The 22,927-nt window shown below is 71.6% G+C and carries 16 protein-coding genes; 4 read left to right on the top strand and 12 right to left on the bottom strand.

From position 1 onward, the window contains the following. Positions 1-23 precede the first annotated feature (23 nt). Positions 24-380 (top strand): ATP-dependent DNA ligase, encoded by a 357-nt coding sequence (locus tag ACIPJ2_RS16895; RefSeq protein ID WP_402729797.1) that lies wholly within the window; start codon positions 24-26, stop codon positions 378-380. A gap of 208 nt (positions 381-588) precedes the next feature. On the opposite strand, the gene ACIPJ2_RS16890 is transcribed toward ACIPJ2_RS16895, so the two are convergent. From ACIPJ2_RS16890 to ACIPJ2_RS16840, 11 genes are all read right to left on the bottom strand, one after another. Further along, on the bottom strand, positions 589-2,349 hold the full coding sequence (locus tag ACIPJ2_RS16890) for a sulfite reductase subunit alpha (RefSeq protein ID WP_402729796.1): 1,761 nt from the start codon (positions 2,347-2,349) through the stop codon (positions 589-591). Beyond that, a complete protein-coding gene (locus ACIPJ2_RS16885; RefSeq protein ID WP_402729795.1) occupies positions 2,346-7,898 on the bottom strand; it encodes a glutamate synthase-related protein in 5,553 nt (1,850 codons plus the stop codon). The genes ACIPJ2_RS16890 and ACIPJ2_RS16885 overlap by 4 nt, the downstream gene beginning before the upstream one ends. 253 nt (positions 7,899-8,151) lie before the next feature. Then, positions 8,152-9,435, bottom strand: a complete 1,284-nt coding sequence (locus tag ACIPJ2_RS16880) for a glycosyltransferase (protein ID WP_402729794.1) — start codon at positions 9,433-9,435, stop codon at positions 8,152-8,154. Between the two features lie 69 nt (positions 9,436-9,504). After that, a complete protein-coding gene (locus ACIPJ2_RS16875) occupies positions 9,505-10,143 on the bottom strand; it encodes an ABC transporter ATP-binding protein (protein ID WP_402729793.1) in 639 nt (212 codons plus the stop codon). Continuing rightward, positions 10,143-12,200: a hypothetical protein gene (locus ACIPJ2_RS16870; protein WP_402729792.1), complete on the bottom strand. Its 2,058-nt coding sequence runs from the start codon at positions 12,198-12,200 to the stop codon at positions 10,143-10,145. The genes ACIPJ2_RS16875 and ACIPJ2_RS16870 overlap by 1 nt, the downstream gene beginning before the upstream one ends. Positions 12,201-12,224: 24 nt before the next feature. After that, on the bottom strand, positions 12,225-12,608 hold the full coding sequence (locus ACIPJ2_RS16865; RefSeq protein ID WP_402729791.1) for a lactococcin 972 family bacteriocin: 384 nt from the start codon (positions 12,606-12,608) through the stop codon (positions 12,225-12,227). A 56-nt stretch (positions 12,609-12,664) separates the two neighbouring features. Continuing rightward, entirely contained in the window at positions 12,665-14,161 is a 1,497-nt protein-coding gene (locus ACIPJ2_RS16860; protein ID WP_402729790.1) for a sensor histidine kinase, read from the bottom strand. Further along, the gene (locus ACIPJ2_RS16855) at positions 14,158-14,868 is read right to left on the bottom strand and encodes a response regulator transcription factor (protein ID WP_402729789.1); all 711 of its coding nucleotides are present in this window, start codon (positions 14,866-14,868) and stop codon (positions 14,158-14,160) included. The genes ACIPJ2_RS16860 and ACIPJ2_RS16855 overlap by 4 nt, the downstream gene beginning before the upstream one ends. Before the next feature lie 10 nt (positions 14,869-14,878). Further along, positions 14,879-17,011 carry an ArnT family glycosyltransferase gene (locus tag ACIPJ2_RS16850; RefSeq protein ID WP_402729788.1) on the bottom strand — a complete coding sequence of 711 codons (2,133 nt, stop codon included), beginning with the start codon at positions 17,009-17,011 and terminating at the stop codon, positions 14,879-14,881. 480 nt (positions 17,012-17,491) lie between these two features. Beyond that, positions 17,492-18,304 carry a fructosamine kinase family protein gene (locus tag ACIPJ2_RS16845; protein ID WP_402729787.1) on the bottom strand — a complete coding sequence of 271 codons (813 nt, stop codon included), beginning with the start codon at positions 18,302-18,304 and terminating at the stop codon, positions 17,492-17,494. A gap of 62 nt (positions 18,305-18,366) precedes the next feature. Continuing rightward, positions 18,367-19,215: a LysR family transcriptional regulator gene (locus ACIPJ2_RS16840; RefSeq protein ID WP_402729786.1), complete on the bottom strand. Its 849-nt coding sequence runs from the start codon at positions 19,213-19,215 to the stop codon at positions 18,367-18,369. 70 nt (positions 19,216-19,285) lie between these two features. Between ACIPJ2_RS16840 and ACIPJ2_RS16835 the strand changes: the two genes are divergently transcribed. Genes ACIPJ2_RS16835 through ACIPJ2_RS16825 form a run of 3 tightly spaced genes read left to right on the top strand, consistent with a single transcriptional unit; the run spans position 19,286 to position 21,739 of the window. Next, a complete protein-coding gene (locus ACIPJ2_RS16835) occupies positions 19,286-20,194 on the top strand; it encodes a DMT family transporter (protein ID WP_402729785.1) in 909 nt (302 codons plus the stop codon). Between the two features lie 9 nt (positions 20,195-20,203). Next, positions 20,204-20,875, top strand: a complete 672-nt coding sequence (locus tag ACIPJ2_RS16830) for an NUDIX hydrolase (RefSeq protein ID WP_402729784.1) — start codon at positions 20,204-20,206, stop codon at positions 20,873-20,875. A 9-nt stretch (positions 20,876-20,884) separates the two neighbouring features. Then, entirely contained in the window at positions 20,885-21,739 is an 855-nt protein-coding gene (locus ACIPJ2_RS16825; protein WP_402729783.1) for a UbiA family prenyltransferase, read from the top strand. A gap of 5 nt (positions 21,740-21,744) precedes the next feature. Here ACIPJ2_RS16825 and ACIPJ2_RS16820 read toward each other — a convergent pair whose 3' ends face one another. Beyond that, a complete protein-coding gene (locus ACIPJ2_RS16820; RefSeq protein ID WP_402729782.1) occupies positions 21,745-22,920 on the bottom strand; it encodes an FAD-dependent oxidoreductase in 1,176 nt (391 codons plus the stop codon). Between the last annotated feature and the right edge of the window lie 7 nt (positions 22,921-22,927).

Here is a 22,927-nt window from a genome sequence, read left to right as displayed (position 1 = left end):
CGGCCCGCGGTGTAGACAGACCCATGGGCCAACTGATCTACGCGGGCGAGACGCTCGACCTGCACGTCGACGACCGTGCCCTCACGCACCTGCAGGTCGTCATCGTGAACATGCTCCGGCGTGACCACCGCTTCGTGTTCTCGTGGAAGGACGACGCACTGCACGGCGACGGCCGGTCGAGCATCTGGCTGCACCCGAACGCCAGCCTCCACTTCAAGTTCGCCGGCAGCCGGGCGCCGTCCATCAACCGGTCGTGGCTCGAGGAGCTGTACACCTCGGCGTCCTCCGGGTCCGGGCTGGTGCTCACCCCGGAGCCGCCGGACACCGCGGCGGGCGACGACTCGCCGTGGTCGCGTGCCGTGGTCCCCGGGGACGCTTAGCATTCCGATCGGTACGAGTCAACGGGTACCACCCACAGGTGAACCCCAGTACGGTGCAGGAACCGCTCGATGTTCCCGTCGTCGTCGGCTCAGGGTGCCGTGACGACGGGGGAGACCCGGATCAGGGGGCTCCCCGCAGGCGCCGGGCGGTCGGGGTCGCCGTCCCGCCCGAGGATTCGGGTTCCGAAGGCCGGGACGGCGGCCCCGCTCAGTACACGTCGCGGACGTACCGCTTCGCGCGACGCAGGTCGGCGAGGTACTCGGCAGCGTCGTCGTCGCCCTTGCCGCGTTCGGTCGCGATGACCTGCAGCAGGGCCGTCTCGACGTCCTTCGCCATCCGTGACGCGTCGCCGCACACGGTGAACGTCGCACCGTCCTCGAGCCACGCGTAGAGCTCGCTGGACTGCTCGCGCATCCGGGTCTGCACGTAGACCTTCTCTGCCTGGTCGCGCGAGAACGCCAGGTCCATGCGGGTGAGGACGCCCTGCTCCTGCAGCGCCGTGAGCTCGTCCCGGTACACGAAGTCGGTGTCGCGGTGCTGGTCGCCGAAGAACAGCCAGTTGCGCCCGGTGGCGCCGCGGGCGGCCCGCTCGTGGAGGAACCCGCGGAACGGCGCGATGCCGGTCCCGGGGCCGACCATGATGAGCGGTGCGGCGTCGTCGGCGGGGACGCTGAACGCGGCGTTCGGCTGCAGGTACACGCCGACCTCGTCGCCGACCGCCACCCGGTCGGCCAGGTGCGTGGACGCGACGCCGGAGTGCCGTCGGTTCACGTCGCCGTACCGGACGGAGGCGATCGTCAGGTGGATCCGGCCCTGGTGCGCGAGCGGGCTCGACGAGATCGAGTACTGGCGGGCCTGGAGCGGCCGGAGGAACGGCAGGAGCTCGTCCAACCCGGGTGCAGCAGGGCCGGCGTCACGGAGCAGGTCGAGCACGTCACGGCCCCAGAGCCAGCGGTCCAGCTCGTGCTTGTCGCCGTGCGCGACGACCGCCGCGAGCTCGCTGGCCGGGGCACGCTGCACGAGGTCCGCGACGAGGTCCTTCGACGGCGTCCGGATCTCCCGGTCGTCGCGGAGCACATCGACGACGGCCCGACCGTCGAACCGCTCGTCGCCGGTGGCGCCGAGGTGGTCCAGCAGCTCCGACACGAGGGCGTCGTCGTTGCGCGGCACGACGGCGAGTGCGTCTCCTGCGGTGTACGTGATGCCGCTGTCGCCGAGGTCGAACTCGTAGTGGCGGATCTCCTTCGCGCTGCGCGGGTCGGAGAGCAGCCGGTTCTCCACCAGGCGAGCACGGTACGGGTTGCGCTTGTTCCACTGGGAACCCGGCCTGGAGGCTCGGCTCGCGCCCGCCCCGCCGGCTGCGGTCGCGCCCGGTGCCCCGTCCGCGCCGGTCTGGGCCTGGATGCGGTCGAGGACGCCGGCCGTCCAGAGGGCCGCGGGGTCCTCGAAGTCCACGTCGCAGTCGACGCGGTCGCTGATCCTGGTGGCGCCGAGCTGCTCGAACCGGGTGTCGAGGAGCTTGCCGGCCTGGCAGAACTCGTCGTAGCCGCTGTCGCCGAGCCCGAGGACCGCGAACTGCAGTCCCTCCAGCCGCGGGGTGGCGTCCGACTGGATCGCGTCCCAGAACAGACCGGCGTTGTCGGGCATCTCGCCCTCGCCGTACGTCGAGGTGACGACGAGCACGTGCGACATCCCGGCGAGCTGCTCGGGGGAGACGTCGTCGAGCGCCGTGGACCGGCCGCCGAGTCCGCGGGCACGCGCACCGGCGACGAGCTCGTCGGCCAGGAACTCGGCGTTGCCGGTCTGGGTGCCGAACAGCACGTCGATCGTGGTGGTCGGCGCCGGTGCCTGGGACTTCTTGCCGGCGGCCGCGATCCCCGCGATGAACCCGGCGAGCCAGGACTCCTGGGCAGCGGAAAACGGGGCGTCGACCGGGATCAGCGAGCCGGTCGGGGGCAGCAGGGTCACGCGGTCACCGCCTCGGCAGGGGCCTCGGGAGCGCGGCGGGCGATGTCCTCGAGCGCCGCGGTGGCGAGCAGCTCGTCGAAGCGCGCCGCGCGGACGCGTCCGTCGTTCTTGGCGTTCTGGTGCATGATCCAGCCGGTCGTTCCCGGTGCGTCCATGCTGCGGTTGTTCCGCTGCGTGAGCGCACGCTTGTAGTCGTCGAGTCGCTTGATCGCGATGAGGGTGGCGAGCTCGTCGTCCGCGAACTTCTCGAGCGTGCCGCGCAGGTACTTCACGACGCGCTGCTTCACGAAGAAGTCCTCGGTCAGGACGAGGTTCTTGACGGCCTCGGCGACGCGGGGGTCGTTCGGGTCCGTCGCGCCGGGGACCCGCTCGAGCGCGACGTCCTGCGCGGCACCGAGCACCGTGTACGACGACAGCAGCGAGAACATGTCGTCGCCCTGGTCGCCGAGCGCCGGGGCACGGCCGTCGAGCACGGTGCGGCGGTCGCGGTAGTCGACCTTGAACGCGCGGAGCTTGTCCGTCGCGGTCGACGTGGCGAGCTCGTCGAGCAGTTCGTTCCTCGTCGCGGCCGCCAGGATCGCCTCGGCGTCCTGCGTGAGCAGGAGCGCGCGGGGCATGCCGACGAACACGTGCGTGCGGGTCGTGTCCCAGTCGGCCAGCAGCCGGCTCGCGAGCTCGGAGCCGGTCGCCTCGAGGTGCCATGCGAGGAGCAGTCGTGCCGCGTCCTCGTGGAACGCGCCGCGCTCGGTGTCGGTGACGGGGAAGACCAGGAGCGAGTCGGTGCTGGCGCGCTCGGTGACCTGCCCGGACGGGTCGTACTGGTAGAGGAAGCCGCCGGACATGCCGTTCCCGAGTCCCTTGCCGAAGCCGCCGAGGTTGAACACCGCGCCGCCCGTCATGTACTCGCAGCCGAAGTCGCCGAGGCCCTCGACCACCGCGGTCGCGCCGGAGTTCCGGACGGCGAACCGGTCACCGGCCTCGCCCTCGACGAACGTCCGCCCGCCGGTGGCGCCGAACAGCGCGAAGTTGCCGATGAGGACGTTCCCACCGCGTTCGGCACTGCCGCCGCCCGGCGCGCGCACGACGATGCGGCCGCCGCTCTGGCTCTTGCCGACACCGTCGTTCGCGGTGCCGGTGTGCTCGAGCAGAACGCCGTCGTTGTTGAAGACGCCGTAGGACTGCCCGGCGGAGCCGCTCGTGCGGATCGTCACGGCACCGTCGACCAGGCGCCGGCGACCGCGGTCGTCCGTGGTGACGGCTGGGACGTCCTCGAACGACGCGTCGCGGAGCTCGTGGTTGAGGATCCGCTCGACGTCGATGCCGAACTGGCCGCCGACCGACTTGTCGGCGTTGCCGAGGAGCACGCCGTCGATGGTGACGGAGTGCTCGTGGTGGGTCAGGAGCGCCGTGCGGACCCGCTCGATGAGCGCGTCGTCGGTGCGGAAGTCCTTCTCCAGGTACTCCGGGTCGGTGACGACCTTCTCGGGGACCTGCGCGAGCAGGTTCCGCACGTCCAGGCGTCCGACGCTCGCCGGGTGGTCGAGGAGCTGCAGCAGATCCGTACGACCGCGGGCCTCGCGCAGGGAGCGCAGGCCGAGGCGGGCGAGGATCTGCCGGACGTCGTGCGCGATGTTCAGCAGGTACTGCGCGAGCGCGCGGGGGTCCCCCTCGAACGCCTCGGCGTTCGTGGTGAGACCGGCAGGGCACTTCACGTTGCAGTTCTTCGCCATCACGCAGCCGAGCATCATCAGCGCGGTGGTGCCGAACTCGAAGCTGTCACCGCCGAGGAGCGCGCTCGTGACGACGTCGCTGCCGGTCTGGTGCGCGCCGGAGCAGCGGAGCGTGACCTTCTGCCGGAGGCCGTTCGCGACGAGGGCCTGGTGGACCTCGGCCACGCCGATCTCCGCGGAGCGGCCCGCGTACTTCAGGCTCGTGACGGCCGCAGCCCCCGTGCCGCCGGTGTTCCCGGCGACGTTGATGACGTCGGCGCCGGCCTTCGCGACACCCACGGCGATGGTGCCGATGCCCTCGGAGGACACCAGCTTCACGATCACCCGGACGCGGGCGGCCTTGCAGTCGTGGATGAGCTGCGCGAGGTCCTCGATCGAGTACGTGTCGTGGTGCGGCGGCGGCGAGATGAGCTCGACGCCGGGGGTGCCACCACGGGCAGCGGCGATGTCGACCGTGACCTTCGGCGCCGGCAGCTGGCCGCCTTCGCCGGGCTTGGCACCCTGGCCGATCTTGATCTCGAGTTCCTCGAGCATGGGGTCGGCGAGGTAGCCCGCCCAGATACCGAAGCGACCGGAGGCGAACTGCTTGATGCGGGAGCCGCGGATGGTGCCGTAGCGGGAGTGGTGCTCGCCGCCCTCACCGCTGTTCGACATGCCGCCGACCATGTTCGTGCCGTGCGCGACCGCCTCGTGCGCGGTGGCGACGAGCGCCCCGTGGCTCATCGCACCCGACGCCAGCGTCCTGGTGATCTCGTGCGCCGGCTGGACGTCATCGAGCTCGACGCTCTCCGGTGCGCTCTCCAAGAGCGCGAGGAGGTCGACGGCGAACCCGGTGGCGCGGAGCGTCACCTGGGTGTCGTCGACGTCGTCGACGTCGACCTGGCCGGGGAAGAGCAGGGCGAGCCCGCTCGCGAGAGCCGTGTGGCGCTCGGTGCCCTGCGATCCTGCGGACGTGAGCCGCAGACGGAACCGCACCGGGCCTCCCGTCGGACCTCCGTCACCGACCCGTGAGCCGAGCAGACCGCGCACCGTGACGCTGCTGTTGCCGGTCAGCGAGAACCGGCCGAGCTCGCGGGCGAAGTCCTCCGCCGTGTCGATGCCGGTCACGTCTGCGGGGAGCGCGAGCACGTCGCGGAGCGCGCTCGGGCGGCGCGAGCGCTCCTCGTGCGTGGTCTGCAGGAACGTCCGGTAGCCAGGAGTCGTGCGGAAGGCGTCGATCTCGGCGTCGCTCAGCCGGTCGTACCCGGTGTTCCGGTACGCGGCGTCGGAGATCCCGAACGCGTCGTCGAGCTGCCCGAGCGTCAGGAGCCGGAGCGCTTCCGAGTCACCGGAGCGCTCGAAGGACGGACGCTCCTCGGTCATGCCGCCGAAGCCGCGCACGCTCGCGACGCCGAACGAGTGCCCGGCACCGTCGGAACGTTCCTTGAAGAGCCCGAGGAGCGGGACCTGGGCGTCGCCCTGCACGCTCCGCGCGCGCTCGTGCCAGTCCGTCGCCGCCTGGGCGATGCGGGCGAAGCCGACACCACCGACCGGGGCGTCCATGTGCGGGAAGACCCGGGCGAACAGGTCGTCGCGGGTGTCGAGGTAGTTCGGTTCGAAGAACTCGCCACCGATGTAGCTCTCGGCGGTGCAGAGCCCCACTCGGCCCATCGTCTTCGCGAGGGCCTTCTCGGCTGCCTTCCTGAACTGCTTCAGCGCCTGATCGGTGGCGGTGAGCTCGCCGGCCGGTGCCGGGGCTGCCGGGTACTTCTCCTCGGCGCGGAGCCGCGCGGACAGGCTGTACACCGCTGCTGCGCCGAAGCCGAGCGCCGTCGCCACGTGGTGCGACGAGGGGAGCTGGCCGCTCTCCGCGACGACCGAGACGCGCAGGCGCAGACCCGTCTCGATGAGGCGCTGGTTCACCGCCGCGACGGCGAGGATCACGGGGAGCGCCGCGGAGGTGCTCGAGACACTACGGTCGGTCAGCACCGCGATCCCGCCCCGCTGCTCGGCGAACGCCACGACCGCGTCGGCGAGCCGCTCGGTCGCGGTTCGCACCGCGTCGGCGTTGGCCTGCTCGTCACCGAGGACGGGGACGTAGAGCATGTCGAAGCGCTCGAGCGGCACGATGTCCTGGTCGCGGAGCCGCACCATGTCGAGGTGCCCGAGGATCGGGGACTGCACGACGAGCTGCCGGGTCTGCGCGCCCGTACCGTCCGGCTTGGCCCCCAGGGCCACGCGCATGCTCATGCCGTCGGCCTCACGGATGGAGTCCAGCGGCGGGTTCGTCACCTGGGCGAAGCGCTGCGAGAAGTACTTCGCCATGCCGCCCTCGGTGTCGCTGAGGGCGTTGATGGCGTTGCCGTAGCCCATCGCCGAGATCCGCTCCGAGCCGTTCTGCAGCATCGGGTCGAGCATGAACCGGAAGCTCTCCTGGTTCAGCGAGTACGCCACGTAGCGGCCCTGCAGCGACAGGTCGCCGTCGTAGCCGAGGGTGTTCGTGGTGCGGTCGTAGTCCGGCGCGGGCAGGTCGTCCAGGTTCACCCGGGCGTCGTCGAGCAGCGTGCCGTAGTCGCGGCGGGCGGCGAGCATCTCGAGGACCTCGCCGGTGCGCATCTGCGTGCCGGTGCGGTGGTCGACGACGAGCATGCCGCCGGCCTCGATGCGGCCACGGTGCACGACCTCGTCGTCCGGGAACGTGACCTGACCGGCCTCGGACGACACCATCAGGTACTCGGCCGTCTCGACCGTGCGCAGCGGGCGGAGTCCCAGGCGGTCGAGTCGGGCGCCGACGACGTCGCCGTCGCTGAAGATCACGGCGGCGGGCCCGTCGTTCTTCTCCTCGTACAGCGAGAAGTACTCGAGCATCGCCCGGACGTCGTCCGTCAGCGTGCGGTCGTTCTCCCACGCCGGCGGCATGAGCGACACCACGGCCTCGACGATCTCCAGGCCGTCGTCGAACACGCGGCTCTGCAGGGTCTGGTCGAGGCGGCTCGAGTCGGACTGTCCTGGTGGACGGACGATGCTGCGCGTGCGTGCTCGGGCGAGCGCCTCGTCGGAGAGGCGGTTCTTCCGGTCGGTGTTGAGCTCGCCGTTGTGCGCCATCAGGCGGAACGGCTGCGCCATCGTCGGGTGCGGCTCGGTGTTCGTCGAGAAGCGGGTGTGGAAGTACAGCGTCCGGACGGAGTGCCGTGGGTCACTGAGGTCGGTGAAGTACCCGATGACCTCGCCGGAGTTCAGGCGGCCCTTGAGCACCTGCGTGCGGGCGCTCAGGGACAGCGGCGACAGGGCGGCGTGCTCGAGGTGCTGCTCGGCCGCCTCGCCGTAGGAGATCGCCTCGATCGCGAGCAGGGCGCGGTTGGCGGCGGCGTCGACGACGTCGCGGGACCAGTCCTCCGGAGCACGGAAGACCCACTGCACGATGGGCAGCTGGTACTGCTCGGCCTCAGGACGGGCGATGGAGTGGTCCACCGGGACGTCGCGGACGAGGAGGAGCTCGAAGCCCTGCTGCTCGATCTGCTCCGTGACCGTGCGGACCGCGCGGTCGCGCTCGTCGGGCTGGCTCGGCACGAAGCAGTTCGCGACGCCGAAGTGGCCTGCGCGGAGCTCCTCGCCGGTGAGCGCGCTGAAGAACTCCACGGACAGGTCGATGCTGACGCCGGCACCGTCGCCGACCCCCTCGGAGGACTTGCCGCCGCGGTGCGGGATCGCACAGAGCGCTTCGTCGCCCTTCACGATGACGTCGTGGCTCGGGGTGCCGTCGAGACGGGTGATGAAGCCGACGCCGCAATCGGAGTTCTCGCGGGCAGGGTCGTACAGACCGAAGGGGGAGGGGTTCACGTGCGGGTCCTGAGGAGCGAGTGCCGGCAGCGGACGGACGGAGGCTGCAACGGTGGAGCGCTCGCCGCGGGCGGACCGGTGGTGTCGGTCGGGCCCTGTGGGGTCGTGGTGCGGTGAGGCGATGCTAAGCGTTGGTATACCGACAGCGCAACACCGCTGCTTCCTGCTCGCGCGGCTGTGCGATCAGGCGCCGAACAACCAAGAACCGATCCGCACCACGGTCTTCCGCGGTTCGGATCGGTCCCGGTTGTGCTCAGCGCGTCGTCGGGGCGGTGCGCGTCGTGGCGTCCGTCACGGGCAGCGCCTCGGTCGTGGCCTCGGCGGCGGGGGTGGTGCCGGCGCGGATGATCTCCGGACGACGACGCGTGCGGAACACCCACGCCTTGAACAGCACGAAGCGGACCAGGGTCGCGAGCAGGTTCGCCCCCGTCAGGACCGCGATCTCCGCGCCGTGCGACGACCCGGGCGCCGTCGCGTGCAGCACGACGAGGGACCCCGACGTGATCGCCCACGCGATGCCGAACACGACGAGCCCCTGCACCTGGTGGCGTCCGGCGCCGGACCGACCGCGCACGCCGAACGTGAACCGTCGGTTCAGCGCGGTGTTCCCGATCGCGGTGACGAGGAGCGCGAGGAAGTCGGCGGTCTGTGCGCCGATCGCCGGGCGGAACAGCGCGTACAGCACCGCGAAGGCGATCGTCGACACGACACCGATCGCACCGAACCGGAGCACCTGGCCCACGATGCCCACATGCGGCGTCGTGAACGGCTGGCGACCGATCGCCTCGTAGACCGGAGCGACGGGGATCCGCCCGGTCGCCAGGCCGCGCGACACCCGCCACATGCCCTTGAGGTCCTCGGTCGCGGTCGACGCGATGTCCACGGACGAGTTCACGTCGTCCACCCAGTCGACCGGGACCTCGTGCACGCGCAGGCCCGCGTGTTCGGCGATCACGAGCAACTCCGTGTCGAAGAACCACGCGTCGTCCTCGCAGAGGGGCAGGACGTGCTCCGCCGCCTGCCGGGTGATCGCCTTGAACCCGCACTGGGCGTCGGAGAACGAGACGCCCATCGTGGTCCGGAGCAGCAGGTTGTAGGAGCGCGAGATGAACTCGCGTTTGCCGCCCCGTACCACCCGCGACGAACCGGCCAGCCGGGTGCCGATCGCCAGGTCCGAGTGGCCGGAGAGCAGCGGTGCCACGAGCGGCTCGAGCGCTGCGAGGTCGGTGGAGAGGTCCTCGTCGACGTACACGAGCACCCGGGCGTCGGACGCGCCCCACACGGCCTTGAGTGCCCGACCGCGGCCCTTCTCGGGCAGATGCACCGCGTGGACCCCGTCGAGCATCGCGGCGAGGTCGTCGGCGATGCGGGCGGTGTCGTCGGTCGAGGCGTTGTCCGCGATCGTGATCCGCCACGTGTGGGCCAGCGACGTCCGGCAGAACGTGTGCAGGCGCCGGACGTGGGCCGCGAGCGTGTCCTGCTCGTTGTAGCAGGGGACGACGATGTCGATGTCGAGGGTGGGGTTCGTCTCCGTCATACCGCTGATGCTCGGCAGTGCCCCTACGGGAACCGGAGCACGGCCCTGTGCCGACGGTAAGAACCCGTGTCAGTCCGAGGGGGCCGCACCCAGCTCGAGTCGGCTGTCTGCAACTGCCCGGACCTCAGCGGAGTGCGTGGCGATGACGACAGCAGCTCCGTTCTCGGCGAACGCTCCGAGGACGTCAAGGACGACGCGCGCATTGGTGGCGTCCAGTGCGCTCGTCGGCTCGTCCGCCAAGATCAGTCGCGGTCGTTTCACGATGAGACGTGCCAGCGCGACTCGCTGCTGTTCGCCACCGCTCAGCTCGAACGCTCGATGGCCCGCCCGACCCTCGAGACCGACCCGGGCCAGCGCGGCCTCGGTGGACGTCTGGCGCTCGCGTCGCTTCCGACCGGACCGAGCGATCAGGACGTTCTCTGCGACGGTCATGTCCGGCACGAGTCCGAAGTCCTGGAACAGGAAAGCCAACACGTCGCGCCGTACGAGCCGAGCGTGTCGCGACGATCGTCCTGCCTCGACACCGTCGATGTGGATGGTCCCGGCGTCGAGGCGGTCGATCAATCCCATGCAGTCCAGCAGGGTCGACTTCCCGGAGCCGCTCGGACCGGTCACGGCGAGCATCTCCCCGTCGGAGACGTCGACCGACAACCCGTCCCAGAGCTGCTTGCGTCCGTGTCGTTTGCTGGCTCCCCGGAGTCGGAGCATCACGTTTCCCTTCCTCGGGTCTTGACTGCGCAACGGCCCGTCCATGCGATGAGTGCGACGTCGATCGCGGCGATCGCGATGACGATGCCACCGGCGAGCAGGCCCGCGGCTCCAGCGCTCCTCGCGACCGGGTCGAGCGCGGAGACCTGGCCGCTGCCGTCCGGACGTCGGTCCCACCAGCCGTCGACGGCGACGGCTGCTGCCGCGGCGAGCAGGATCGTTTCGACGAGCACGAGCGATGCGTTCGACCGGACGAACGAGCTCCCCGCTGTGAAGCGGGCGAACAGCGCGCGCCCGTGACGTCTGCGATGCGCGATCATCCCGAACGCGCTCAGCATCACGGTCACCGCCCACGCTCCGATCAGTGCCGCGGTGTCGATCCTGACCGCGGTCGCCGCATGCTGTGCACGTTCCGCTGCGTCCTGACCAACCGCCACCACAGCGCTGAACTCGTGACCGACGTCGGACGATCGGATGGCACGCTCGGCGACGGCGTTCGATGTGAAGACGACGTCTCCGGTCGACAGCCATGAACCGAGCTGGTCGTCCGAGAACACCGTCGCGGGGTCTGGGACGACGATGACGACCGCGTCACTCAGCCACGTCGCGGTCGAAGCATCACCGGGATGTGTGTAGACCTCGGACTCCGCGAGCGTGCCTCCGCCGATCGCCGACCGCTCGCTGGGAGGAGCGTTCCTGAGCTCCCACTCTCCGAGGCTGCGGACGAGGGGTGCGCGCTCGATGGCTGATCCGTGCGGGAGCCACACGCTGATCCGGCCCGGGTCAGCGGTGATGAGCGAGCCGTCGGCTGCGTGGAGTCGGTGGAGCTGCAGGTAGGTGCCGTCGACGATCAGTGCCGGGGATGTGCCCCGACCGCGTCCGGTGCCGATCTCCGTGGCGGCGGTGAGCAACGCATCGCCCTCATCGAGCGATCGACCCGTGAACGCACCGATCCGGTCCCAGTACTCCTGCGACTGGCTGTCCGGTCTCGGATCCGGCGTCACCCAGAGCTGCACGGTGCGCCCAGCCGCGCGGAGGTCACGAGCTGCATCGCCGCTGTTCGCGACCGCGATGCTCCCGACCATCGTGAACGTCGCAGCGATCAGGAGCGCGATCGCGGGTGCGCGCGCGAGTTGTACGGCGAGGACGAGCGCGCCCGATGGCCGCGTCCCACGCATCGCGGCGGGGATGGGTGTGCGGCACGACAGGACCGTTCCGATAGCGTGCAGGACGATCACGGGGATCGTGAGGGCGGTGCAGAACGCCGCGACCGCAACGGCGAACACGACGATCGATGCGAAGCCGTTGTACAACCAGAGGGCGAGCGCCACGAACGGCGTGACCGCCGCGAGCACGGCCACCGCGACCCGGAGCTCCTTGAGCTCTGTCAGGACCACGGAGGCGGTGCTCCGGCCGATCAACCGATGGACGGCGGAGCGTCGCGGGCTCCCGACCGTACCGACCATGCAGAGTGCGCCACATCCCATCATCAGCGCGGCGATGAGTCCCCAGCTGCCGTCGAGGCCGCTCGAGATGCCGAATCGCGCGGCGATCGGGATCGACTCGGCAGTCACGGCGAATCCGGCCTTCTCGAGCGCGTGCATGACCGCTCGGGACGCATCGTCGCCCAACACCTGGTACGAGCCGGCGGTGTCGTAGTGGACCAGATCGGCCATCGGCTCGACACGAGTCGTCATCGTGCGAGCGAAGTCGCGATACCCGCGATCGAGCCACGCGGCTCCCGAAGTCGACGGTGCGCCAGTGACGAGCGCGACACGTCTGGTGTTCGGCTCGCGAGGATCCGCGACGACTCGAGCGATCGTGACGCCGTGGTCGCCCGCCACGGCCTCCAGCGACTCGGCGACTCGCGCGTTCGATGCGGAGCCGGACTGGGCGACCGCGGTGACCACCGAGGAGACGCCGAGGAGACCGCTCTCGCTCGCCTGGACGAGCCCGAGGAAGCCGAGCAGGAACGCGAGCAGTGGCGGGACCGCGTACGCGACTCGTGTGGATCGAAACGACACGTGCACCTTCCCGATGACGTCGCGAGGGCGCACCCGGTGCACCCTCGCGACTGACGATCAGCAGTTGTGGTAAAAGGCCTTGTTGCCGCTGCTCGCCTTCGGCGTGAGTGCCTTCGAGTAGACCCCGCCCCGCACCCCGGTGACGCGCTTCGTCTTCTTCCCGACCGCGGTCGAACCGTGGCAGCTGGACTCCCGGAAGTAGTTGGAGTAGGTGTCGTCCCGACCGACTCCCCACTCCCAGTAGCTCCCGTCGGCGACACGCGTCTGAATGCCGCCGATGGTGCTCAACGACCCGTGCTGGGTGCCCGTGATCTCGACCCCGCCCGCTTGACTACCCGCACCGAGTACCTCGGTCGGCGCGGCGGACGCGATCGCAGCTGGAGCGACGACGAGTCCTGCGGCCAGGCTGATCCCGATGACCAGCTTCTTCTTGGTGTTCATGTTTCTCCTCTGCCCCCTAGTGGATTGGGCAGAACAAGACTGGTGAAGTATCAGTGTTAAGTCAAATGTGTTTCACGCAGCGAGACCGTGAACGCCGTCCGCCCCGGCTCAGAGACCACCCGCACCGTGCCGCCGTGCGCGTCGACGACCCCGCGCACGATCGCCAACCCGAGGCCGCTCGTCCCGTGCTCCCGCGAGCGAGATGCCTCACCACGGGTGAACCGGTCGAACAGCGTCGGCAGCACCTCGGCCGGGATCGGCGGCCCGTCGTTCGCCACGACGAACCGCACCTCGCCGGGCTCCGTCCCGGCCACACGCTGCAACGACACCACGACGGCGGTCCCCGCTGGTGTGTGCGTCCGCGCGTTCGCCAGCAGGTTCGTCACCACCCGGCGCAGCTGGGCCTCGTCCCCGGACACGACGATCGGCTCGTCGTCGACCTGCAGCGTCCACCGGTGTGACGGCGCGGTTGCGCGGGCGTCCATCGTCGCCTCGACGACCAGCGACGTGAGGTCGACGGGGTCGGCGGCACGGACGACCGTCCCGGAGGACGCCGCGTCGAGCCGGGCGAGCAGCAGGAGTTCGTCGACCAGCGACCCCATGCGGACGGCTTCGCGTCCGATCCGGTCGACGTTCTGGTGGAGTGCGTCCACGTCCGACGACGAGGAGGACAGTTCGGCGTACGCGCGCACGGTCGCGATCGGGGTGCGGAGCTCGTGCGACGCGTCGGCGATGAAGGTGCGCATGCCGGCTTCGGCATCGCGTCGCACCGTGAGCGCGCGGGCCACGTGCCCGAGGAGACGGTTGAGCGCCGACCCAACGGCGCCGACCTCGCGGTTCTGCGCGAGGTCCGCGTCGGCGACCCGCACGGGGATGTCGGTGTCGCCCCGCTCCAGGTCGAGCCCGGTGACGCTCGATGCGACCTCGGCCACGCGTTCGAGCGGACGGAGGGAGCGGCGGACGAGCATCGCGCCGGCCCACACGGCGACGAGGAGCCCGACGAGTGTGACGCTGCCGATCACGATGACGAGCCGGACCACGGACGCACGCAGGTCGTCGAGTGGCAGCGCGGTGACGTAGACGTCGCCGGACGACCCGATCGCCTGCGCGCGGTAGGTGCCGAGTGACCCGAGCGACACGGTCACCTGGGCGCCGTCGGCGTCGACGGACGACAGCGTGGACTCCTGCGCCGACGTCAGTCCGTGCTGCTGGCCGCTGCTGTCGGTGTACCCGGCGAGCACGGAGGCGCCGTCGCGGTAGATCGCCACGACCGTCCCTGCGGCCTGTCCGGGAGCGCCGATGAACGCGTTCCCCGGGTCCGGGCGGTCACCGGAGTCCGCACCGGGAGGCGGCGACGGGGACCCACCTGGTCCGAGCGTCCGGTTCGCCGCCGTGGAGAGCTCCGCGTCGAGCCGTCCCACGAGGTACCCGCGGTAGGCGACGACGGTCACGACCCCGACGACGAGGTTCGTCGCCACGAGCAGCAACGCCACGGCGCCCACGAGCCGCCACCGCAGCGACGGCACCCGCCGAGCGCGAGCACGAGCGCTCACGGCCGCAACACGTACCCGGCGCCGCGCACGGTCTGCACGAGCGGCGAGCGCCCGACGTCGAGCTTCTTCCGCAGGTACGACACGTACATGTCCACGAGGTTCGACGACGACCCGAAGTCCATGCCCCACACGTTCGTCAGGATGTGCTCCCGCGACAGCACCCGGTTCGCGTTCCGCGCGAGGTACCGCAGCAGTTCGAACTCGGTCGGGGTCAACTCGATCGGGGAGCCGGACCGGGTCACGGTCCTGGCGTCCTCGTCGAGCACCATGTCGCCCACGACGATGCCGGACGGAGCGGATGCCACCCGCGCCGAGGTCCGTGCCAGGATCCGCGCTCGGACGATGAGCTCCGCCACCCCGAACGGCTTCGTGAGGTAGTCGTCGCCGCCCCGGGTGAGCCCGGCGAGCCGGTCCTCGGACGAGTCCCTGGCGGTGAGGAACAGCACCCGGACGTCGTCACGGGCGTCCCGCAGCCGGTCGAGCACCTGGAACCCGTCGATGTCCGGCAGCATCACGTCGAGCACGATCACGTCCGGCTGGAAGTCCCGCGCGGCGAAGAGCACGTCGCGGCCGCGGTGCACGGCGTGCACGGACCAGCCGTCCGCCTCGAACGCGAGGCGGACGGCATCGGCGAGCGCGTGCTCGTCGTCCACGACGAGGGCACGGACGGGGCTCCCGTCGGTGCGCTGCAGCAGTCGGTCGGCCATCGGGCCGAGCCTACTTCCCGCTCGTCAGGTCGTAGACGGTCTGTCCGCCGACGGTGGTGGACTCGTAGTTCGCCGCGACCCACTCCTGGATGGCGCTGGCCGTGGACGATCCGCCGCCCATGCCGCCGCCGTTCCCGGACGCGATGTAGTACGCGATCTTCCCGTCGGCGACGGAGGCCTTGAACTCGGCGAGCGTCGGTGTCGGGTCGCTGGACCAGCCGCCGATCGCCATCACGGCGGTGTCGGTGTCGAGCTCGAGCTGCGCGGCGGACTGCGACCCGTTCACGGCGGCGGCCCACTTCGTGTCCGTCGCTTCGAGCAGCTTCTGCAGTGCCGACGACGTCGATGCGCCCTCGCCTCCGCCACCGGCCGCGTCACCGGACGGGAGGCTCGTCCCCGATCCCGCATCGCCCGTCCCGTCTCCGGAACCCTCCTGGGTCCCGCCCGGCGCGGTCCCGGCGCCCCCGCCCGGCATCTCGCCGGAGGAACCGCTCGGCGGTTCCGGCATCTCGCCGGACGTGCCGCCGGGGGGCGTCCCACCTGGACCACCCGTGCCTCCCGGCATGCCCCCGCCGCCCATCCCGCCACCGGACGATCCCGACGGACCGACGCTCGGGATCGAGCCGGAGTGCGCCACCGTGGTGGTGGCCAGCGCGTAGGCGGTGGTGCCGGTGAGCCCGAAGAGCGTCCCGGCGAGGACGCCGACGGCGACCAGCTTGCGGAGCGACGGGACGCTGCCGACGACGATCGCGACGGCCGACAGCAGCCCGCCCGCGAGCACCACCCAGCGGAGCCACGGCAGCCACGTCGGGTTCTCGTTCAGCAGGCACCAGCCCCAGAACGCCGTGATGCCGATCATGCCCGCGAGGCCCAGGCGTCCGGTCATCCGGTTCCTGGCGTTCCAGAGCAGCGCGCCGCCGGTGCCGACGAGGCCCGCGATCGCCGGGGTGAGCGCGACCGTGTAGTACGGGTGGATCGTGCCGGACATGTACGAGAACACGAGCCCGGTGACGATGAGCCATCCGCCCCAGAGCACGAGACCGGCACGGACGGGGTCGCCGATCGTTCGGCGTCCGACCACGACCAGGCCGAGCACGAGGGCGATGAGCGCGGCGGGGAGCAGCCAGGAGATCTCGAGGCCCATCTCCGACGAGAACAACCGGTCCAGGCCGGTCGACCCACCGAACGACGAGCCTGCGGTACCGCCGGTCATCCCGCCGCCACCACCGCCGTTGCCCGAGCCGCCGAAGATGCGGCCGAGCCCGTTGTAGCCGAAGACCAGGTCCAGGACGGTGTTGTTCGTGGAGCCGCCGATGTAGGGGCGGGAGTCGGCGGGCCACAGCCACACCGCGACGACCCACCAGCCGGCGGCGACGACCAGGGACCCGGCCGCGATGAGGAGACCGACGATGCGCTTCGGCCACGTGGTCCGTGCGGCGATCAGGTACACGAGCCCGAACGCCGGCAGGACGAGGAGCCCCTGCAGCATCTTCGTCAGGAACGCGAAGCCGAGGGCGACACCGGCGAGCGCGATCCACCTCCAGCTGCCCGTCGGGAGCGCTCGGACGGTGCAGTACGCGCCGGCGGTCATGAGCAGCACGAGGAGTGCGTCCGGGTTGTCGAAGCGGAACATCAGCGCCGCGGCCGGTGTGGCCGCGACGACGAACCCGGCGAGCAGCGCGCCGACGTTCGCGGTCGTCGACCCCAGACGCGCCAGGGTCCGGCGGACCGTTCCCCACACCAGCGCCACGGACCCGACGGCCATCAGGGCCTGGGGGAGCAGGAGGCTGAAGGACGAGAAGCCGAACAGCCTCGCGGACAGGACCATCACCCAGAGCGACGCCGGCGGCTTGTCCACGGTGATGAAGTTCGACGAGTCGAGGGAGCCGAAGAAGAACGCCTCCCACGACTTCGTGCCGGCCTGCACGGCTGCGGCGTAGAACGAGTTCGCGTACCCGGATTCGCTGAGGTTCCAGAGGTACACGACGGCGGTCACGACGAGGAGCGCCCAGAAGGCCGGCCGGAGCCAGCGGGCGTCCTCGCGCTCGCCGAGGAAGAGTCGGGCGACGGCTCTCCGACGTGTCTGCGCACCCGAGTGCGCACGGTCGCGTCGATCGGTCACGGGGATCGGGTACGTGGTCATGTCCATGAGCATCCGGGGCGTTCCCCGAACACCCCCATGCGTGACCTGTGCGCCGGGTAAGTGTGCTGCGCCGTCCCGCACGTCGGGCGGCCGGGGCAACGAGTGCGCGGAAGGTGCGGTCGCGTTGGGCGCGCGGTCGCCATTTCTGCGCACTCGACTGGCGGCGGCCCCCGGTTCTCGGGGATGGTTGCGCGGTGCCGGGATCGAGTGCGCGGAAGTGGTCGGCGCGAGGGACGCCGGGCCGCTGCTTCTGCGCACTCGACCGGTGTGCATGCGGGCGGCGCTGCGGGTTCGGTCCGAGGGGCGCCGGGGACAGCCGGGAGGCTCGGGTGCAGTGAGCGCGCCCGTCCCGCCCCTCGGGTGGCCGGGGCCTGGGATCGAGTGCGCGGACGTGGTGGGTACGTTGGCCGCCGGGCGGCCATTTCTGCGCATTCGACCGGCCGCGGTCCGGCAGGCAGACATCCGGCCAGCGGGCACCCGTCAGGCGTACCGGGACGCGGCCCGGAGCGTGGCGGACTTGTACGACCCGCCGAACAGGAACACGTGCAGGAGCAGCGGGGCGAGCTGGTGGAGCTCGACGCGCTCCTGCCACCCAGGGGACAGCTGCGACTCGGCGTCGTACCCCGCCAGCACCGTCTCGAGCCGCGGCAGCCCGAACAGCCCGAGGAGCGCGAGGTCCGTCTCCGCGTGCCCGCCGTGCGGGTTCGCGTCGATGAGCACGGCCCCCGTCGGCTCGGAGTCGTCCGTCGGCCAGAGCACGTTCCCCGCCCAGAGGTCGCCGTGCAGCCGCGCGGGCCGCTCGCCGACGAGCGCCGGCTGGGGTGATGAAAACTCCCCGTCCTGGACGCGTTGCGCGACCCGCTCGAGCAGCGCAGCCTCGCCCGCGTCGAACCCGCCCCGGTCGACGATCCGCCGGACGAAGTCGCGGATGCGGTACTCCGCGAAGAACTCGCCCCACGTGGCCGGGGCATCGGCGGCGGCGACGAACGGGGTGCCGGACCGACCCATCCGCAGCGGTCCACCGGACGGGAACCCCGTCGACGGCGCTCCCCAGTGCGGTGCACCGGACGCGTGCGTGTGCGCGAGCGAGCGGCCGAAGCGTTCCGCCTGCGCCTTCGTCGGGGAGCCGTCGGAGATCAGCTCCAGGTCGAGCACCGTCGGGCTCGGCCGGTCGAGGACCCGGGCGATGCGGGTCCCGCCGGACTCCTCTGCCGCGGCGAGCCACTCAAGCCCCGCGGCTTCTGCTGCTGCCTCGTTCGGATCGGTGAAGGTCTTCACGTGCGTCTCGGCCATCGATCCATCCTTCCAGCGTCGGCCGGAGGACGGCTCAGACCGCATCGCTCAGCCCGCGTCGCTCAGACCGCGTCGACGAGGGCCCTCGCCAGCGGGTGCCACGGCCGGGACGACGGGCCGCTCAGCACCAGCGTCCGCTCGAGCCTCGGCGTCGTCGGCACCATCACGAGGTCGTCCGGCAGCATCACCCTCCCGAGCGTCGGGACGACGGACACGCCCTCGCCGCGCTGGATCATGCCGAACATCGTGCTCATCTCCCGCACCCGGTGGGCGTAGCGGAACGGCTGCCCGGCGATCTCGTGCATCCGCTGGATCTGGTGCTCGCACCCGCCGCCGCCGGCGACCAGGCCGTCCTCGTGCAGGTCGTCGAGCGTCAGGGCCACTGCGTCGGCGAGGGGGTGGTCGCGTCGGATCACGGCGGCCATCTCGTCGCGCGCGACGACGACCGCGCCGTCGGGCACGGACACCGGGTCGACAAGGACGGCGGCGTCGACGGTGCCCGCCTCGAGCCACTCCGGCATCTCGTCGTCGTCGCCCTCGTAGACCTGGACGTCGACGTCCGGCAGGGTCACCGCCCACAGGTCGCGGAGCCGCGGCAGCAGGCCCTGGCAGACGGTGGGGACGGCCGCGAGTCGCACGGTGCCGCGCGCCGTACCGGGCCGGACCACGGCCTCCAGTGCGTCGACGGAGGCGAGCACGCTGCGGGCGTGACCGATCAGTCGTTCCCCGAGCGGTGTGGGGGCGGCCGCGCCGCCGCGACGGAGGACCTGACCGCCGACCTCGCGCTCCAGACCGGCGACGGCGTGCGAGACGGCGGACTGGCCGATCCCGAGCGTCGCTGCGGCGAGGGTGAACGATCCGCGGTCGACCGTGGCGACGAGCGCGCGGAGCTGGGCGAGGGTGATGTTCATGTGCTTCCTTCATGCCTGCATGAACCCGATGCGTTTGCTTCATGTCGGCGGCTGGCTCGACACTAGCGGCATGAACGGCATCCTGTTCGTGCTCGTCGCACTCACCTGGGGATCGAGCTTCCTCTTCATGAAGATCGGGCTCGAGGGACTCTCCCCGCAGCAGGTCGCGCTCGGACGGGTGCTCCTCGGTGCCGTGACGCTCGTCGTGATCCTCCTCGCCACCCGTCGTCGCTGGCCGCGGTCGCCGCGGCTCTGGGGGCACCTGCTCGTCGTCGCGGTGTTCCTCAACGCGATCCCGTCGTCCCTGGTGGCGTGGGCGGAGCAGACGGTGCCGAGCGGGCTCGCGAGCATCTACAACGCGACGACGCCGATCATGGTGCTGCTCGCGGTGCCGTTGCTGCTGCCGTCCGAGCGACTCCGTGGCAAGCAGCTCGTCGGGGTGCTGCTCGGGATCGTCGGCGTGCTCGTCCTGGTCGGGCCGTGGGACCTCATCGGCGACCCGGCGGTGCTCGCGACGGTGCCCGCGCAGCTCGCCCTGCTCGGGATGACCGCCTGCTACGGCTTCGGGCTGTCCTACATGCGCCGGTTCGTCGCCGGCAGCGGCCACGACGCGATCACCCTCACGACCGTGCAGCTCACGCTGGGTGCGGGGCTGATGCTGCTGGTCGCGCCGTTCACGGCGCTCTCGCCGGTGCAGCTGGACTGGAGGATCGTGGCCGCGATGGTCGCACTGGGGTGCGTCGGCACGGGGCTGGCCTACATGTGGAACACCGGGCTCGTGCAGGCGTGGGGCGCCGCCAGGGCGTCCACGGTCACGTACCTGACGCCCGTGGTCGGGGTGGTGCTCGGCGTCCTCGTGCTGGGGGAGCGGATCCGGTGGAACGAGCCCGTCGGTGGCGTCGTCATCCTGCTCGGCATCGCCCTCGCGTCCGGGGTCGTGCGGTGGCGACGGCCGGTCCGGACACCGCAGCACGCATAGGCTGCAGGGGTGAGCGCGCGGACCGAACTCGCAGGGGTCGCCCGGCAGGACGTCGCCGCGGCGCCCGCGGACGGCAGCTCCTCGTTCCGACGTGCAGCGGTGCTCATCCTCTTCGGCGTGCTCGATCGCGTGCCGAGCACCAGCACCGCGCGGGACGCCGCCGTGTCTCGCGACCTCGACGTGCTGCTGCTCGCCAGGGCCACCACGCTCCGTGCGCATCCAGGGCAGGTGGCGTTCCCCGGTGGGCGCGTCGATCCCGGTGACCGTGACGCCGTGGCCGCTGCCCTCCGGGAAGCGCGGGAGGAGACGGGGCTCGACCCGTCCGGCGTCGAGGTCCTCGGTACCCTGCCCGCACAGCCGCTGGACTTCTCGCGGCACCTGGTCACCCCGGTCATCGGGTGGTGGCGGGACCCGTCTCCGGTCCGGGTCGTCGACGTCGCGGAGTCGGCAGCGGTGTTCCGGGTCCCGGTCGCGGACCTGCTCGACCCGGCACACCGCGGTGTCACGGTGATCCGCCGGGACGGACGCGAGTGGCGTGGGCCCGCCTTCAGCGTCGACACCGATTCGGGGACCCAAGTGGTGTGGGGGTTCACCGCGATGCTGCTCGACGCGCTCTTCGACCGGCTCGGGTGGACGGAACCGTGGGACGGGGAACGGGTCGTCGCACTCCCGCCCACCTAGGCTGACCGCATGACCTCCACGGCGCGGTTGCTCCTGGCCTCGTCGCACCCCGGCCCGACGCTGACCGTCACGGTGCTCGCGGCGGTCATCGCGAGTTCCGTTGGCCACCCGGCGTGGCTCGTCGTCCTCGTCGCCGCGGCCGTGGTCGCCGGGCAGTTGTCGATCGGCCTGGCCAACGACTGGATCGACGCCGACCGGGACCGCAGTGTCGGGCGGTCGGACAAACCCGTCGCGCAGGGTCTGGTGGCCGTGTCGACCGTCCGGACCGCGGCGTTCGTCACCGCCGGGGTCGCCGTGGTGCTCTCGCTGTTCCTCGGTCCCGTCGCAGCGGTCGCGCACCTCGTGCTCGTCGGAGCCGGGTGGGCCTACGACGCCGGCCTGAAGCGGTCGGTCTGGTCGGTCGCGCCGTTCGTCGTCGCGTTCGGGCTGCTCCCCGTCGTCGCGGTCGCGGCCGGCCCCGCTGCACGGCTCCCGGCGCCCTGGGCGATCGCCACGGGGGCGGTGTTCGGCATCGCGATCCACTGCACGAACGTGTTGCCCGACCTGGTGGACGACGCGGCGACGGGGGTCAGGGGCTTCCCGCACCGGCTCGGGCTGCACGCCGCCGGGGTGCTCGCCTTCGCGTCACTGGTCGTGGCCGCCGGGCTGGTGCTCGTCGGGCAACTCGGCGGGGACGATCCCGTGCGCGGTGTCGGGGTCGTGCTCGCGCTCGTCGGCACGGTGGTCGTGGCCGTCCTCGCCGTGGTCGGGATCCGGCTCGTCCTCACCGGGCCACCGACCCGGACGCTCTTCCGGCTGGTGATCGTCTCGTCACTGGTGCTCGTCGTGGAGCTCGGGTTCGCGGGCGCGCGACTGGTCGCCTGACGCGGTCAGGACCACCGCATCGCGTAGACGCGGGCGAGCAGGTGCGCTGACGGGAGGCCGAGGGCCGTCCGCAGCATAACCTCACGTGCCAGCGCCGTCGGCCCCGTCGCCGGTCGTCCGAGCGCCATGTTCGCCTCGGCCTGGCGGGCGGCACGCCGAGCGACCGCCTGGCGGCGGGCGGCGTACTCCGGCCAGGGTCCGGCCGCGCCGGTGCGGACCGCCTCCGTCAGCAGGGGAGCGAGTGCGGCGGCGTCGAGCCACCCGAGGTTCATGCCCTGGCCGCCGATGGGGCTGATCTCGTGCGCGGCGTCCCCGATCAGGAGCGCACGTCCCACGCCGATCCGCTCCGCCTCGGTGCGCCGCACCCGGAAGCCGGCGAGCATCGAACAGGTGTCGGGGTCCACGTCGGCGTCCGTCCGCTCCCGGACGGCGCGGACGAGCGTCGCGGCGCTCGCCTCGTGGGTGCTGACCTCCTCGGTGGTGGTCGCGCCGCGCCCGGTGAGCACGACGTACCGGCGACGCGCCCCGGGCAGCGGGAAGGACTCGACGACGCCGTCCGGTCCGACGTCGACCAGGGCGGAGCTCCTCGCCGTGTCCGGTTCCGGATCGGCGAAGTCGCCCATGACGTACTGCTCGGGGTACTCGCGACCGGTCGTCCCGATCCCGAGGAGCCTGCGGACCGTGCTCCTGGCGCCGTCCGCCCCGACGACGAACGCGGCACGGAGCCCGATCGGCCCGTCCTCCCCGGTGCCGATCACGTCGACGTGGTCTGCGTGCCGTGTCAGTGCCGTCAGCCGGGTGCCGGTGCGGAGCGCGTCGGGAGCCACGGCGGCGAGCCTCGCGCGGAGGATCGCCTCGGTGCGGTGCTGGTCGAGGGTGGCGACGTACGGGTGCGTGGCCGAGGCGAGTGCGAACGACAGGGTGCCGAGGGTCCGCCCGCGACTCCTGGCGACGCCGGTCCGGACCAGGCAGGCCTCGTCGAGCACCGGCCGTGCGGCGCCGATCGTGTCGAGCGCGTCGAGCGACGGCGGGTGGATGCCGATCGCCCGTGAGCCCGACGGTGCCGAGGACCGCGCCTCCCACACCTGCACGTCGACACCCGCGTGCGCCAGGAGTGCGCCGAGGAACAGTCCGACGGGCCCACCGCCGGCCACCAGGACTCCGGTTCGCGGGGCGGTCACGGGCCGA

This window comes from Curtobacterium sp. NPDC090217 (genome assembly GCF_044746705.1).
Classification (GTDB): domain Bacteria; phylum Actinomycetota; class Actinomycetes; order Actinomycetales; family Microbacteriaceae; genus Curtobacterium.
This window is presented reverse-complemented; position numbering and strand designations above follow the sequence as displayed.